12 protein-coding genes are annotated in these 16061 nt (G+C 43.3%); all 12 read left to right on the top strand.

Annotated features, from left to right (window positions below; genetic code table 11):
- Window positions 1-6: 6 nt before the first annotated feature.
- The 12 genes from AC3E9W_RS22005 to AC3E9W_RS21950 all read left to right on the top strand — a co-directional run bounded on the left by AC3E9W_RS22005 (window position 7) and on the right by AC3E9W_RS21950 (window position 15916).
- Window positions 7-1515, top strand: coding sequence for a DEAD/DEAH box helicase (locus AC3E9W_RS22005; RefSeq protein ID WP_488770049.1), 1509 nt, complete (start codon window positions 7-9; stop codon window positions 1513-1515).
- A 66-nt stretch (window positions 1516-1581) separates the two neighbouring features.
- Entirely contained in the window at window positions 1582-2238 is a 657-nt protein-coding gene (locus AC3E9W_RS22000) for a DUF6766 family protein (protein ID WP_488770048.1), read from the top strand.
- 64 nt (window positions 2239-2302) lie between these two features.
- Window positions 2303-4492, top strand: coding sequence for a hypothetical protein (locus AC3E9W_RS21995; RefSeq protein ID WP_488770047.1), 2190 nt, complete (start codon window positions 2303-2305; stop codon window positions 4490-4492).
- A gap of 153 nt (window positions 4493-4645) precedes the next feature.
- Complete coding sequence (locus tag AC3E9W_RS21990) at window positions 4646-5011, top strand: SPW repeat protein (protein ID WP_306157298.1); 366 nt, start codon at window positions 4646-4648, stop codon at window positions 5009-5011.
- A gap of 193 nt (window positions 5012-5204) precedes the next feature.
- On the top strand, window positions 5205-5690 hold the full coding sequence (locus tag AC3E9W_RS21985) for a (2Fe-2S)-binding protein (protein ID WP_306157296.1): 486 nt from the start codon (window positions 5205-5207) through the stop codon (window positions 5688-5690).
- A complete protein-coding gene (locus tag AC3E9W_RS21980; protein WP_306157293.1) occupies window positions 5683-6702 on the top strand; it encodes an FAD binding domain-containing protein in 1020 nt (339 codons plus the stop codon). Before AC3E9W_RS21985 ends, AC3E9W_RS21980 begins: the two co-directional genes overlap by 8 nt.
- A 16-nt stretch (window positions 6703-6718) precedes the next feature.
- Window positions 6719-8962, top strand: a complete 2244-nt coding sequence (locus tag AC3E9W_RS21975; protein WP_488770046.1) for a xanthine dehydrogenase family protein molybdopterin-binding subunit — start codon at window positions 6719-6721, stop codon at window positions 8960-8962.
- Between the two features lie 341 nt (window positions 8963-9303).
- Complete coding sequence (locus AC3E9W_RS21970) at window positions 9304-10467, top strand: PQQ-dependent sugar dehydrogenase (RefSeq protein ID WP_488770045.1); 1164 nt, start codon at window positions 9304-9306, stop codon at window positions 10465-10467.
- 3 nt (window positions 10468-10470) lie between these two features.
- Window positions 10471-11430: an SMP-30/gluconolactonase/LRE family protein gene (locus AC3E9W_RS21965; RefSeq protein ID WP_488770044.1), complete on the top strand. Its 960-nt coding sequence runs from the start codon at window positions 10471-10473 to the stop codon at window positions 11428-11430.
- Between the two features lie 26 nt (window positions 11431-11456).
- Window positions 11457-12566, top strand: coding sequence for a catalase family protein (locus tag AC3E9W_RS21960; protein ID WP_488770043.1), 1110 nt, complete (start codon window positions 11457-11459; stop codon window positions 12564-12566).
- 24 nt (window positions 12567-12590) lie between these two features.
- Entirely contained in the window at window positions 12591-13727 is a 1137-nt protein-coding gene (locus AC3E9W_RS21955) for a Gfo/Idh/MocA family protein (protein ID WP_488770042.1), read from the top strand.
- A 119-nt stretch (window positions 13728-13846) separates the two neighbouring features.
- Entirely contained in the window at window positions 13847-15916 is a 2070-nt protein-coding gene (locus AC3E9W_RS21950) for a sensor histidine kinase (RefSeq protein WP_488770041.1), read from the top strand.
- Window positions 15917-16061: the final 145 nt, after the last annotated feature.

The raw sequence follows: 16061 nt of genomic DNA, 5'->3' as shown, positions 1-16061 counted from the left end.
AAAGCAATGAAAACAGATACGCACCCTAAAAATATATTCTACGCATATCAGGAAAAGGATATCCAGATTATTTTTGATGAGATGGAAAGCAGTGCAAAAAAGAAGCTTTTGTATCAATTGCCGACAGGAGGGGGAAAAACGGTGGTTTTCTGTGAAATTGCGAGGAAATATACGGCTCAGTTTGGTAAAAAAGCAATTATCCTGACGCACCGAAAAGAGCTATGCACGCAGACATCCAATACACTAAAAAAAATTGGTGTCAAAAACCACATTATAAACAGTGGAAGCGGTAATTTTAAAAAGGGTTTTGACTGTTATGTTGCCATGGTAGAGACGCTGCGCAACAGAATCAAATCAAAAAAAATTAAAACAGAAGATGTAGGGCTTGTTATAATTGATGAAGCCCATCATAATTCGTTCCGAAAATTAATGGGCAGCTTTAAAAAAGCATTTGTTATTGGCGTTACTGCGACACCTTTCAGTTCAGATATTTCAAAGCCTATGAACAAACAGTACAACTCATTGGTCACAGGCGAAAATATTGCAGAACTTATTGCTCAGGAGTATCTTGCCAAGCCGGAATCGTACGTTTATGAAGTAGAATTAAATTCGCTGAAAACAGGACTGCACGGCGATTATACAGTAAGTTCCTCTAATGAACTTTATGGTTCCGAGGTAATGCAGCAGTTATTATTAAAGGCTTATACCGAACATTCCAAAGGAAAAAAAACGCTGATTTTTAATAATGGAATTGCAGCCTCTCAAAAAGTGTATGAAACTTTTAAGAATGCCGGAATTTCCATAAGACATCTCGACAGCAAAACTTCCGGTGAGGAAAGAAAAGAAATCCTGAAATGGTTTAAGAAAACAAAAGATGCCGTTCTTACTTCGGTTTCAATTCTAACTACAGGATTTGATGAGCCTGCAGTGCAGAGTATAATACTGAACCGCGCCACTACGTCGATAACACTCTACCACCAGATGATAGGCAGGGGATCCCGAAGACTGCCAAATAAAAAAACTTTCTCTATTACCGATCTTGGCAATAATATTCAGCGTTTTGGCGCATGGGAAGAACCTGTTGACTGGAAATTTGTTTTTGAACATCCCGATACTTTTGCCAGACAGCTGCAATATCAGTCCAGTGGCAGTCCGTCAGTTCAGCCGCATCGATTTTCAGCAGAACTCAGGGCGCAGTTTCCCAACACCCTTGAAATGACTTTTGATATTGAAGAACATTACCAGGAAGCTGTTGATATGGATAAGAAACCTAAAACGGTTATTCAGGAATCTATCAGGCAGCACGCCAGAATGTGCCTCGATAATGCAGAAACGCTTTCTAAGGCTATTGCATTAGCGGAGGCTTTACAGCCTGAAATTGAATGGCGTGTGAAACAGTATGTAAAATGCCTTGAAAATGCCAGCAAAAATTATAAGCAGTGGCTCATGGAAGATTACCAGAACCGTTTAAAAGGACTGATTATAAAATTATATCCGAAAGTGAATGCTGCTTAGTATCAATGCAATTTGAGAAGTAAATGAATGAATTTTAAATTTTTAATGTTTTACTGTAATTGGCTTATGAAAACTTTTATACGCAACAACGGCCTGTCGATCTGCATTCTATTATTATTTGTTTTTTCTTTTGCAGGACAAATTATTTTCGGTCTTAAAGAATATAATAAAGAACTTCTTGAAAATGGCGCTTCTACAGTTTCGCTGCTGGCCTATTTTTCAACAGGGCATTTTATAGAGTCCACTTTTGAGAATTGGGAAAGTGAATTTCTGCAAATGGCGCTTCTTGTAGTGCTAACTATTTTTCTGCAGCAAAAGGGGTCTTCAGAATCTAAAGATTTTGATAAAGAAGAGGAGGTTGACAGAGAGCCTTCTTCTAAAAGAAAAGGTGCTCCATGGCCAGTTAAGAAAGGTGGCTTGATTTTAGAAATCTACAAACATTCTCTTTCAATTGTTTTATTTTTACTTTTCCTGCTTTCCTTCGGGGCTCATTTCTATGGAAGCTTAAAGGATGAGAACCGGCAGCTTTCTTTAAAAGGAATGCCTCTGGAAACAGCTTCAAACTATATTTCCGATTCAAGGTTCTGGTTCGAATCCTTTCAGAACTGGCAGAGTGAATTCCTTTCTGTCTTTGCAATAATTGTGCTTTCTATATTTTTACGCCAGATTGGTTCCTCCCAGTCAAAACCCGTAGATGCACCGCATATGGAAACAGGTGAGTAGTTTTTAACTTTTACTGCTATAAGCTTTATTACTCGAAAATTAATTCTTTTTAAACATAAATAATATGAATACCATTTCACCCTGGGCTGCCACAGTGCATGCCGATTTAGAAAACAGTGCTGTAATTTGGGAAAAAGAGTGCCATAAATACAATTTCCAAGCTTATAATACGGGAGATTCCTTATGGATTGCGGTTACCTGGCCTGAGAACGGAAAAATGGCTTTTCGTCCTGCTTTTGGAATGAACAGCTGTTTTGAAATAACCAATATGTTTGATGACGGCCAGACTCTTGTTGTCAACTTGGAAACAAGATTAGGCCAGTATGAAATTATTATAGCATTTCCGTCCGAAAACTCGGCAGTGCTCCATTATACAACTACTTTTAAAGCAAACCAGCCCTTACTGATTCCATTTTGGCCCAGAGATATTATTCCTTTAACACAAAAAGGAAGTGTGGAAAATACCAATGGAAAAATGCACATGAACCAGATGGGGTCGCGCTCTGGCATTTTGTTCGCCAGCATGACCAAGCCAAAGACGGGATCTTTTTTTTACTTTCAGGATCTGGGTTCCTTAAGCGATTACTGCGAAGCCACGGAAACTTCCGTCGAGGACACTGTCTGCGGGAGCTGGCCAGAAATTGGATTCAAACTTCCGTCTGCAGACGATAAACCGCTGCCCGCCGGCAAACCTTATATTATTTCCGATGCTTATGTTTTATTTTCTGAGGAAATTCTTGAAGATGATATCGCAGTAACACACCAATTTTTGAATTATCTCGCAGGAGTCTACCGTTTGCTGCCGCATCCGGAAATTATTTACCATAACTGGCCGGAAATCACGCAAAACTGCCTTAACGATATTTATAATAACAAAGGCTGCTGGACCCAGACCAATGGTTCCCCTTATCTCAATGCGTACCTCTGCGATTATGATACGCCTGCAGAAGTCATGGTGCAGCTTGCCGTATTGATGCCTTTAAATGAACTGAAACATTGGTATGGAGAAACGCATCCTGTTTATAGTGAACTATTTAACGGTCTGGAGGCCTTCTATGACCAAAAGGTAAAAACGATTAACCGATGGCTTCCTGCACTTAATGGCCAGCTTGATAATTCCGAGATACAGAAAAAAGAAATGGTCATGGATTCCTGGTATCTGTATCATCCGCTGATGAACCTCACCAGGCTTGCACTGAAAGGAGAAAAAAAAGCGGAAGAACTCGTTTTGAAATCAATTGAATATGCCATAAAGGTCGCGCATCATTTTAATTATGAATGGCCCGTGTTCTATAAAATGGATACTTTGGAAGTGATACGCAGGGAAACCGAACCCGGGAAAGGAGGCGAAAAAGATGTACCGGGCTCGTATGCACATTTAATGCTACTGGTGTACCGACTGACGAACGATAAACGCTATCTGAACGAAGCAGAAAAATCGGTTAAAAAGCTTGAGGGCCGTGGATTTGATATTTTTTATCAGGCCAACAATACAGCCTTTTCGGCAGGGGCACTATTGGAATTGTTTAAAATCACAGGCAAAAAAGAGTATCTGGATTTGAGTTATGCCTGTTTGGCATGCCTGTTTAAGAACATGCAAATATGGGACTGCCAGTACGGATACGGTAAAAATTACCCCAATTACTTTTCTGTTTTTCCTCTCAACAATGCGCCTTACACCGCCGCTTATGAGGAAATGGAAGTATATGCGGCGCTTTCAGAATATCTCATACAGGCGGCGGAAATTGATCTGCTGCCTTCTCTAAAAATCCTTATTGCGGAATTTATAAAATATGCGGTAGGAAGACTGCCGTTCTACTATCCAACAAAATTGCCTGCGGAAATGATTTCCGAAGAAGTAAAAACCGGAGAAATACAAAAGGAGCTTTGGATTCCCCTCGAAGACCTTTACAGCGGCTGGGAAAAAAGCGGGCAGGTGGGACAGGAAGTTTATGGTGCAGGTGTTGGTTTTGGCGCCATGGTACGACAATATCATCAGGTTAAAAATGAAGACTTTTTACTATTTCTGGATTATCCGCTTATAAACTACAGGAAATCAAAACAGACTTTGCGCTTTACCGTTCTGGGATCTGCAGAATTTCAGTGCAATTTTAAGATTGTTCTTAATGATAATAACAATATAAAAATGCAGGTTTTTGAGCAAAATCAAATAATTGAACCGAAAGTAAAATCGAAAATGCTGCTGGAATATACCGTTGCCGGAGGAAGCGCCATTAAAGTATCTTGGAATTAACCTATTGGATTTGTGAAATTTTAAAACAATAATATCATCTCACAGTAATTTTAAAACCTTCTAAGCTCCTTAAATTATATAAACAGCAAAGTAAAAAATGTAAATTTTCAAAAGGCCTGCGGGGGTAACTTTGCTTAATAAATTATTAAAGTTATGAAATTTTTAGAAACAAAACTCCACGGTTATCTGGACTACTCAATAGGGCTGCTGCTTCTATTTATGCCATCTTTATTTCGTTTGGAAGCACATACCGCACAGAGTCTCATTTTTTATATATTCGGGATCTTCACCATCTTTCTAAGCCTGCAGACAGATTACGAAGCTGGGATATATAAGCTGCTTCCAATGGAAGCTCACATTGTTATTGAAATACTATCCGGTTTATTTTTTGCGCTTTCGCCATGGATATTCGGTTTTGCAGGGAAGGTATTTCTGCCTCATTTACTATTTGGCAGCATTGCTGTTTTTTTAGCATTAGCTACAAAAACGCAAAACAGCATTTTTCAGAGATTATTCTGATTTTAAACTTTCAGAATATTTATATAGCAAAGGCAGAGTCATAAGCTCTGCCTTTTTTTGCGCAAGATTAAATGTCTCGCCAATATTGTTGTAAGAATTATGTAACGATGAAAGTCTAAAGTATAAGCAAATCTGAAATTACTTAACGAGCTTTGTTAATCGATGTATTTTACACTTTTGTAAACAATTCATTATGAAAAATAATTTTTCGATTCTCACTTCTCTCACGATCAATAATAAAGATTATAAGCTGGAGCTTCTTCCCTGGGTTTCATTATTAGATGCGCTTCGCGAACGGCTTAATTTAACCGGTACAAAAAAAGGATGTGACCACGGACAATGCGGTGCGTGCACCGTTTTGTGCAACGGCCAGAGAATTTTAAGCTGCCTGACGCTGGCGGTGGCAAAAAACGGCAGTGAAATTATAACAATAGAAGGCATAGCAGACGGTTTGGAACTTCATCCGCTTCAGAAAGCTTTTATCAAGCACGATGCTTTTCAATGCGGCTATTGTACGCCTGGACAGATCTGCAGTGCTATTGGCATGCTGCAGGAGGGAAAAGCCCAGTCCCGTGAGCAGGTAAAAGAGCTCATGAGCGGTAATCTTTGCCGCTGTGGGGCTAATAAAGGAATAATAGATGCGATCATGCAGGTAAAAGAAGGGAGCGGTCATGAATAGTTTTGATTATAAAAAAGAAATTACAGTCAATGGAGCCATTAAAGCTGTATCCACTGATAATAAAGCGACGTTTTTAGCCGGAGGAACCAATATTATTGACCTTTGGAAATACAATCTGACAAATCCCGAAAAACTTATTGATGTAAATGATATAGCAGCACTCAATACTATTGAAGAACTTGACAATAATGGTGTCCGATTAGGGGCGTTGGTCAAAAATGCGGCGACGGCATATCATCCGTTTATAGAAAAACGCTATCCTTTATTATCTAAAGCGATTCTTGCGGGCGCTTCGGCACAAATACGAAATATGGCAACAAACGGCGGCAATCTTTTGCAGCGCACCCGCTGTTATTATTTTTACGATCCGGATGTTCCCTGCAACAAACGCATGCCTGGATCAGGCTGTCCCGCTATTGGGGGCTGTAACCGTATGCATGCAATTTTAGGGACAAGCGAGCATTGCATAGCGGTTTTTCCCTCTGATATGTGCGTGGCCCTTGCCGCACTGGAAGCGGTGGTAAATGTAATGGGACCCAATGGAGAGCGACATATTCCTTTTGCTGATTTCCATAGACTACCCGGCGACACCCCGCATCTTGATAATAATTTACAGCAAGGCGAAATGATTACCTCAATTGATCTTCCGCCAAATCAGTTTTCAAAGCATTATGCTTATTTAAAATTGCGGGATCGCCATTCGTATGCTTTTGCATTGGTGTCTGTTGCAGCCGCTTTTGAAATGGATGGAAATGCGATATCTAAAGCCAGGATCGCTTTAGGCGGAGTTGCCCATAAACCATGGCGCGTACCCGAAGCAGAAGAACTGCTGAAAGGAAAAAAAGCAGCGGCAGAAAATTTTGCCTTGGCGGCTGAGCGTATCTTAGCGGGAGCAGTTGGAAGGGGAGATAATGATTTTAAGATACCTCTTGCCAAGCGGGCAATTATCAGGGCCTGCGAAATGGCTTTAGATCCAGAATCGCAAATTCCGGGGGCTGGTCCTTCACTTTAATCTAAAAATAAAAAGAATGGAAAATAGACCCTTAGTTGGACAGCCCCTCAGCCGGCTGGAAGGTTTTGAAAAAGTTACCGGAAGTGCCCAATATGCAGCAGAGTATACTGTTCCGGATCTCCTATACGGTTATGTAGTCAACAGTACAATTACAAAAGGAAAAATCTTAAGTATTGATGTCTCGGATGTACTCGCACTTCAGGGAGTCGTAAAGATATTTACGCACGAAAACCGTCCAAGGCTTGCCTGGTTCGATATTCAGTATGCGGATATGGATGCGCCTCCAGGAACGGTTTTCAAACCATTAAGCGATAATAGTATCAGATATAATGGCCAGCCGATTGCACTCATTGTGGCAGAAGATTTTGAGACTGCACGTTACGCCTCAACTTTGATTAAGTTTGTTTATGAGGAAGAAACGTTTAATACGGTATTATCTCAAAATCTGGATAGGGCGCGCGAACCCAAAAAAGGCATGTCGACACCGCTGAAGCCGCCTCCGCCAAAGCCAACGGGCAACTTTGAAGAGGCCTATGCAAGTGCCGAAGTTACAGCTGCAGCCCAGTACCGTCACGGAACCGAACATCACAATCCGATGGAGCTTTTTGCAACAACCACGCTTTATGAAGGAGATGGAAAATTGACCATTTATGATAAAACGCAGGGAACAATAAACAATCAGCTTTATGTAGCCAATGTTTTTGGCTTGAAATATAAAAATGTCAGAGTGCTGGCGCCGTATGTCGGAGGCGCTTTTGGGTCAGGCCTTCGTCCGCAGTATCAATTGTTTTTGTGCGTGCTGGCATCGTTGGAACTTAAAAGAAATGTTCGTGTTACACTCGAAAGAAAACAAATGTTCTCGTTTGGGCACAGACCTCAGGTAGTCCAGTCACTACGGTTCGGAGCCGACAATAGCGGAAAAGTAACAGCCATGAATCACAGCGCGGTTGGCGAGACTTCTGCTTATGAAGATTATAATGAAATTCTGGTTCCCTGGAGCCATAAACTGTATCCGGCTGCGAATACCTTATTTGAATATAAGCTGGCTCCGCTGGATCTTGCCACACCAATCGATATGAGGGCGCCGGGAGGGGTGAGCGGTATGCATGCAATTGAATGCATTATGGACGAACTGGCTTATAAACTGGATATGGATCCTTTGGATTTTCGTCTTAACAATTATTCACAAATTGATCCTTCCACGCAAAAGCCTTTTACCAGCAAAGAATTAAAGCAATGCTATGAAAAAGGAGCTGAAAAATTTGGCTGGCATCTGCGAAACCCGAAACCCGCAAGCACAAAAAAAGGAAATAGGCTGGTAGGCTGGGGTATGGCAACCGGTATTTGGGATGCCTACCAATTTCCGGCAAGGGCAGGAGCAGTATTAACTAAAGAAGGCCGGCTTGAGGTTCATAATGCCACCACCGATATAGGTACAGGAACCCTGACCGTGATGACTCAGATCGCTTCAGATGAGTTTGGGATTTCCGCAGATGAAGTTTCATTTTTTTATGGCGACAGTAAAAAGCCTTTTTCTATGTTTCAGGGCGGTTCTGCAATTACGTCTTCTACTGGTACGGCAATTGTCGCTGCCATCAGGGAATTAAAGAAGAAAATCATAAAGAAAATAAAAGATATGCCTGATTCTCGTTTTGAAGAAATTCCTGAAAGTCAGATTGTTTTTCGAAACGGTGCCGTTAGTGTAGTAAATCAGCCGGATATTTTCATTTCATTTCAGCAGCTTATTAAAGCCAATAATGGCAAAGAGTTTAAAGTTGCCAAATTGGGAGGTCCAGATATGCTGAAACTCAGAAAATATAGCAAAGCGACTCATAGCGCTTCATTTGTTGAGGTTGAAATAGATAAAGATTTAGGAACTATAACCGTTACTAGAGCTGTTACGGCGGTTGCAGCAGGAAAAATAATCAATCCGAAGACGGCAAAAAGCCAAATATTGGGCTCCATGATCTGGGGAATCAGCAAGGCACTGCACGAGGAAACGCTGATTGATCCAAATCTTGGAAAATATATGAATGCCAATCTGGGCGAATACCATATTCCTGTCCATGCAGACATTCCAGAAATGGAAGTTATTTTTGCTGAAGAAAACGATACGCTGATTAACGAATTGGGAATCAAAGGTGTCGGTGAAATTGGCATGACTGCAATTCCTGCGGCGATCGCTAACGCAATTTTCCATGCCACGGGTAAACGGATCAATAACCTGCCGATTCATTTTGAAGATCTTATAAAAGAATAATATTTATATTTTACGATTGCACAGGCCACAGCATAAGGCAAACTGGTTCTACTATTTTTATTGCTTGTTTTTAGGCCCGATTATGCTGAAATTAAATTATTTGAAGACGTAAAAAAGATTTGTCACTTTTTTAACAAAGGATGTGAAGCTGCTTGCCGGTTCTGTGACTTCCTTTTAGAGTCTCCATCGGCTGTTTAAGGATAAAAGACTGTAAATCATATAATATTATTTTTAACATAATGTAAGGTTTTGACTTTCAGTGTTTAATAAATTTGACAAGCTTCACAAAATGAATATCTTTCAAAGTAATTGAACCGCAATATCAACACTTAACAATCCTTATGAAAACAAAAATCACTTTTATACTGCTTTTGGGTTTAAGCTGCATGTCTTATGCCCAAAAAGGGATTCCGCCCAAGGAAGACACAAAAAAAACGACAATCACCAATTTCCCAACACATTTGGAATACAGCACCGAATTGGCCTCTGGACTAAAAACTGCCCAGGGCTGGCAGGTAACTCCGGTGGCTAAAGGTTTAGGAAAACCTCGAATGCTGTATGTTGGCAAAAGCGGACAATTGTATGTAACCCGCCGAGATGCCGGCGATGTGCTGATGCTCAAAGACACTGATAAAGACGGCAGGTTTGACGAACTTATGCGTGTTGCTGATTTTCCGGGTGTTCACGGAATCACTTCTAAAGACAATTTTATGTATTTGTGCAATAACAGCAAAGTGCTTCGATATACTTTAAACGCAGATGGTACTTTGGGAAAAGTTGCTGATACGTTAATTAACGATCTGCCAAGCGGCGGTCAGCACGCTAACCGGACTATGGATTTTGGGCCAGACGGCAAATTGTATATTTCTGTGGGAAGCGTCTGCAATGACTGCAAAGAAAGCGACAAAGAAACCGCTTCACTGCTTCAGGTGGATCCGCAGACCTGGAAAAGGACTTTATATGCATCGGGACTTCGCAATATGATAGGTTTTGACTGGCATCCCCAGACAAAAGAAATGTGGGGCGCGGACAATGGCGGAGATACAAAGGGCGACGACTGGCCGCCGGAAGAATTAAATCATATTGTACTGGGTGGCAATTACGGATTTCCTTTTGCTTATGGAAAACGTGTCGTTGACCAGAGCAGGGAAGATCCTGTGGGAAATACAAAGGAAGGATGGGTAAAAGCCACACAGCCTTCTGTAATGGAATTTCCCGCTCACAGCGCACCGATTGCGTTTGCCTTTTTTCAGCAGGGAAATAACAAAGGCGATGCACTGGTATGCTGGCACGGATCGTGGAACAGACAAAACCCGAGCGGATACAAAGTAGAAAGAATCAAATTTGACAAAAAAGGAAATCCAGTAAGCTCTGATGATTTTTTAAGTGGATTTTTAATTGGAAATGAGCGTTTTGGAAGACCTGCCGGTCTTGCCATTGGCAATGATGTAGTGTATGTTTCTGATGATGCAAATGGAATTATTTATGCCCTTAAACAAAAATAAATTATGAAAAAGTTTATCATACTCATGCTGTCTGTTCAGGCAATCTGGGCACAGCAGCCTACAAAACGAATTGAATTTGAAGCGCCGGAATCATATCCGGAAGGGGTCGCTTTTGATAAAGCTTCGAATGCATTTTATGTTACTTCCGCGCGATTGGGAACCGTTGGAAAAGTAACCAGGGAGGGAAAATATACCGAATTGTATGCAGATAAATCTTTAAAGTCGACTTATGGGATAAAAGTGCATCCGGACGGAAAACGGCTTTTTTTCTGTGCAGCAGATGCCAATTACAGCAAATTCAGCACACCCGAAACTAAAAAGAAGATGGCAAGACTGATTTCGATTGATTTAAAATCCGGAAAAAAATTGTCTGATACTGATTTGTCAGGCCTTGCTGCGGGAGAGCATTTTCCTAACGACCTTGCTTTTGACAAGCAGGGCAGCGTGTATGTTACGGACAGTTATGCCGATGTAATTTATAAAGTGGACACCAATGGGAAGGCAGCTGTTTTCAGCAGAAGCGAACTGTTAAAATCGGCCGGAGTAGGACCAAACGGAATTGTTTTTCATCCGCAGGGATTTTTAATTGTTGCCAATAACGGCACCGGGGCACTGGTAAAAATCGAACTTAATAATCCCGAAAAAGGCGCTAAAGTTAAAATAGATCAGTTTTTTCCAAGTGCAGACGGACTTCTTCTAGACGATAATAATACCCTGACGCTGGTGCAGAACGGCGGGGCAAATAAAATTTTCAAATTAAAAACGGCCGATGACTGGACAACCGCACAGGTTACGGAATCGACCTCTGTCGAGGACCGGTTTGCTTTTCCGTCAACTGCGGCAGCAGCGGGTTCAGAAACATGGATTATGAATGCCAATTTCAGCGAACTGACCGAAGGCAATAATGTTCCCTCAAAAAAATTCTCCCTGCAAAAGGCGGTTTTCAGTCCGGCAAAAAAATAAAATCAGACTAAAAAACAAAAAGCTTTATGACTTTATCCACCCAATATATCCGTTACAGCGATTCGGTAGAAGTGCAGCAGCCGGATGAACAGGAAATCAGCCGGAAAATTGTAGATTCCATGGCAAGAGTAAACCGTCTGATGTACGAGAAATACCGTCATGCGATAAGAGATGCCCACGCAAAAAGCCATGCCGTTTTAAAAGGCGAACTGACGATCTATGAAAATCTGCCCGAGCATTTGGCACAGGGACTATTTGCAGAGCCTAAAACCTATCCCGTTATTGTGCGTTTTTCTACGGCTCAAGGTTCTATAGTACCAGATAAATTGTCAGCCTTCAGAGGAATGGCAATCAAAATAATAGGAGTAGAAGGAGAGAAATTTTTACCTGAGCTGTCAGATGCCCTGACGCAGGATTTTCTGCTGGTGAATTATCCCATAATTCCAACAGGAACAATAAATGAATATTTAAAAATGCAGGAAGGTCTGGAGAGCCAGGCAGAGAGCGGCGAACTGTTCCAGCAGATTGCGCAGAAAGCCGCTGTAGGGATGCAGAATGTACTGGCCGCAGTGGGCCTTGCAGATAAGACAAACGAATTAAGCGCACCGGGACCGCACATTTTAGGCGATGCCTATTTTAGCATGGCAGCGCTCCGTTACGGGGATTATGTGGCAAAAATCAGCGTAAAACCATTGTCTGAAAATGTAAAGTCACTGGCAGGAAAGAAAATAGAAGATGAAATAATTGATAGGGATGAAAATGCCTTTCTGACCAAAATTATAGGTGACTTTTTCAGATCCAATATGGCAGAATATGAATTAAGCGCACAGCTTTGCACAGATCTGGAAAAAATGCCGGTAGAGGACGGTTCTGTGCAGTGGCCGGAAGATGAAAGCCCTTATCAGCCGGTGGCAAAGCTGGCTTTTCCTCCGCAGGAAACCTTCAGCCCCCAGCGGAGGGTTTATGCCGATGATGTGCTGAGCTTTAATCCATTCCACTGCCTGCCCCAGCACCGCCCGCTTGGAAATATCATGCGCGTGAGAAAGCTGGCTTATGAAACTTCCAGCAACTACAGGCATCATATGAATGCGCAGGCAAGAATAGAACCCAAAAGCATTGCGGAGCTGCCCGATTAATTGGTAAATAAATATAGAATTACGATGAAAAAATATAAAGTTGGAATAATAGGATACGGAGGATTTGGAAAATTCCTGCACCACTGGTGGTCAAAGCTTGAAAATGTGCAGGTGGCCGCAGTTGCAGACCATGGATCCCACATTCAGGAAGCTGAAAACTGCAGGGTGTACAGTGATTGGAAAGAGCTGGTAAATGACCCGGAAATTGAAATTGTAAGCATTGTAACGCCTCCGGGGCTGCACAGCGAAATGGCCTGCGCCGCAATGCAGGCAGGAAAGCACGTGCTGCTGGAAAAGCCGCTGTCCATAACAGAGCGGCAGGCAGAGGAGATTTTCAGAGTGCAGCAGAAGACCGGCAGGATTATTACCGTTAACCATATGATCCGTTATAACCCCATTATAAACGCGGTCATCCAGCTAGGACAGGACGGCGCACTGGGGAGGCTGCGCCACGCTGTGGTAAACAACTACGCGCAGGATGAATCCCTGCCCGAAAGCCACTGGTTCTGGAATGAGGATGTGTCAGGCGGGATTATGGTGGAACACGGGGTGCATTTTTTTGATATCATCAATGCTGTGGGGGGACAGAAATATTCTCAGGTTTACGGCGTGTCCCATAAAAGAAATGAGCATCAGCGCGACCGTGTGGCTGCCATGGTTTTATACGATGAGGGCCTTATAGCAAATTATTACCATGCCTTCTCGGGGCCCGGCTTTTTTGAGCAGACCACAATCAATCTGGTCTATGATCTTGCCAGGATTACCATAGAGGGCTGGATGCCGATGAAAGGAAACCTGAAAGCGCTTGTAAATGCGCAGAGCCGCGAAGAGCTGTCCAGACTCCCAAGGTGGTCTGAAACTCAGGCGCAGGAGTTTGCAAAAGCAGGAGACGTATCACGCCCGGAAGGCTGGGGCGCGTCAGAATCCGGCATTTTGGATGAGAAAGAAGCAACTCTTATATCGGGTATCCTATACGACGTGGACCACATTGTGTCGGGGTCTTTTGAAATCCCGCAGACCAAAGGAGAAGTATATGGAAGCTGCGTGCAGCAGATCCTCTCTGATGTCATTGCAAAAATTGAAAACCGGGACCATACCCTTACAATTACCCTCGAAGATGCTTATGAAGCGCTTAGGACCGCACTGCTTGCTTCCAAATAAACGCTTTTAGCTTCAAATAAATTGGCGCTTTCAGCGGCGCTGAAAAGGTGCCGGGAATTAAAAAAGTTCCTATCTTTGAGATGCCGGCCTGCTGTATTACATTTAATTAAATGATCTTTATGATTCAAGACCAATCCCCATTAAACGACGAATTCTATTTTGTGCCCAAAACTGCGATGGGGGACGCCCTGAGAAAGGCCGACTGGAGCCAGAGCAGATTAGGGCCTCCGGGGCAGTGGCCTGCCGCTCTGCGCAGCATCCTGTGTATGCTGCTGTGCTCTAAACTGCCTATGTTTGTATGGTGGGGAAAGGATCACCTGCAGTTCTGCAATGACTCCGGCCTTGAGAATTTTCCCAGCGACCGTCCCAGTCAAGGGCAGCCAGGGCCTCAGAGCGCCGGTCTGTGGAGCCTTTTTGGGCCTGCCGTTATAAAGATAATGCATACCGATGCGCTGCAGTCTATCCAAGAAGGCCTGTTTCCGATGCAGGAAAAGATTTTCCTTAACGGCAGATTATGCGTATTTAATTACACTCCGGTGTTTGGCAACGGCCCTGTGATCGAAGGTGTTGCCGCTATATGCTCCGAGCATGAAGACCATGCCGACGAACTCCGTTCGCTCATTGATGCCGCTCCCTTCCCAATCGGAGTCTATGAAGGGCCGCAGATGCGCATCAGGATGCTCAACCAGTCTATTATAGATGCCTGGGGAAAAGGGGGGGACCTGGTTGGAAAAACCTATTTTGAGGTGCTTCCCGAACTGGAAAGCCAGGAAATCTACCCGCTTCTGCAGCAGGTTTATAATTCCGGGGAGCCTTATCATGCCAAAAACCAGCGGGTTGACCTGCAGAGGGACGGAAAACTGCAGACCTTTTATTTCAATTACAGCTTTACGCCGCTTTTTGACGATAAGGGCAGGGTATACGGGGTGATGAATACCGCTGCAGATGTTACTGACCTTAATATCGCCAAGCTTAAGATGGCACAGAGCCAGGAGAATTTCCGCAGCCTGATCATGCAGGCGCCTGTCTCCATGTGCCTGATGCTTGGGCCTTCCCATACAGTGGAGATAGCCAACGAGCATATGGTCAATCTCTGGGGAAAAGACAGGCAAGAGGTAATGCAGAGGCCAATCTTTGAAGGACTGCCCGATGCAAGGGAGCAGGGGCTCGAGGGCCTTCTGGACCAGGTGTTTAAAACCGGCGAAACCTTCACGGCCAGTGAAATGCCTGTGCATCTTATACGTTTCGGAACTCCAGAGGTTGTGTACCAGAACTTTATTTATGAACCTTACAGGGACGGCAGCGGCGAGGTGCTGGGCGTTATTGCCATTTCCAATAATGTTACCGAACAGGTCTTGGCACGCCAGAGGGTTGAAGAACTGATAAAAGTCAGAACTGAAATGCTGGTAGAGGCAAATGAAAACCTGGCACGCTCCAACGCGGATCTGGCGCAGTTCGCCTACATAGCCTCTCATGACCTGCAGGAGCCGCTTCGGAAAATCAGTATTTTCTCGCAGATGCTCCAGGACAAGGCAGGCCCTATGCTGGACAGCAGGTCCCAGGAACACCTGAGAAAGATCGGGCAATCCGCTGCCCGGATGCAGTCGCTGGTGCAGGATGTCCTTGCATTCTCTCAGCTTAATAAAGCTGCGGGTTCCTTTTCAATGGTGGATCTCAATCAGATCATCGTGGAAATCCTGGCAGACTTCGAACTGCTGATAGAAGAAAAGGGGGCCGTTTTGGAGATTTCAGATATTCCGGAAATTCCCGGACAGCCGCTGCAGTTAAGCCAGCTGCTGGGCAATCTTATCGGCAACGCACTAAAATTCCAGCGGGAAGGATGCACTCCGGTCATTAAAATTACCGCTGCCAAGGCCGATAAAGCGGAAAAACTAAGCAATCACCTTATCGCTGAAGCTGATTATGTCAAAATTACGGTCTCCGATAACGGGATCGGTTTTCTTCCTGAAGAAGCGGATAAGATTTTCGGGGTTTTTCAAAGGCTTCATTCCAAATCACAGTTTGAAGGCACGGGTATCGGCCTTTCCATATGCAAAAAAATTGCCGATAACCACCATGGGGCTATAAGCGCGCAGGGCAGTTCGCTAAAGGGCGCTGTTTTCAGCATTTACCTGCCCTTGGAAATTAATTCCTCACTGCCTCCAACAGCAGAAAGATATCTTTTTTAAAAGTGGGGGCTGGGTTATTTGTAAGGCAAACCAGCCTAAAAAAAATGTTAATTGAACCTTTAGCTCCCAAAACCCAGTCCCTGGGCTGCTGCAAAATATCCGGTCTGCAGAGGCGGCAGCTGTAATCCTTTCTGTAAAAATAAAG

The sequence above is a fragment of the Flavobacterium sp. 38 genome, assembly GCF_057799715.1.
This window is presented reverse-complemented; position numbering and strand designations above follow the sequence as displayed.

Coding starts and splice junctions, on each gene's coding strand:
- AC3E9W_RS22005 (WP_488770049.1), top strand. CDS start 7: ATGAAAACAGATACGCACCCTAAAAATATATTCTACGCATATCAGGAA.
- AC3E9W_RS22000 (WP_488770048.1), top strand. CDS start 1,582: ATGAAAACTTTTATACGCAACAACGGCCTGTCGATCTGCATTCTATTA.
- AC3E9W_RS21995 (WP_488770047.1), top strand. CDS start 2,303: ATGAATACCATTTCACCCTGGGCTGCCACAGTGCATGCCGATTTAGAA.
- AC3E9W_RS21990 (WP_306157298.1), top strand. CDS start 4,646: ATGAAATTTTTAGAAACAAAACTCCACGGTTATCTGGACTACTCAATA.
- AC3E9W_RS21985 (WP_306157296.1), top strand. CDS start 5,205: ATGAAAAATAATTTTTCGATTCTCACTTCTCTCACGATCAATAATAAA.
- AC3E9W_RS21980 (WP_306157293.1), top strand. CDS start 5,683: ATGAATAGTTTTGATTATAAAAAAGAAATTACAGTCAATGGAGCCATT.
- AC3E9W_RS21975 (WP_488770046.1), top strand. CDS start 6,719: ATGGAAAATAGACCCTTAGTTGGACAGCCCCTCAGCCGGCTGGAAGGT.
- AC3E9W_RS21970 (WP_488770045.1), top strand. CDS start 9,304: ATGAAAACAAAAATCACTTTTATACTGCTTTTGGGTTTAAGCTGCATG.
- AC3E9W_RS21965 (WP_488770044.1), top strand. CDS start 10,471: ATGAAAAAGTTTATCATACTCATGCTGTCTGTTCAGGCAATCTGGGCA.
- AC3E9W_RS21960 (WP_488770043.1), top strand. CDS start 11,457: ATGACTTTATCCACCCAATATATCCGTTACAGCGATTCGGTAGAAGTG.
- AC3E9W_RS21955 (WP_488770042.1), top strand. CDS start 12,591: ATGAAAAAATATAAAGTTGGAATAATAGGATACGGAGGATTTGGAAAA.
- AC3E9W_RS21950 (WP_488770041.1), top strand. CDS start 13,847: ATGATTCAAGACCAATCCCCATTAAACGACGAATTCTATTTTGTGCCC.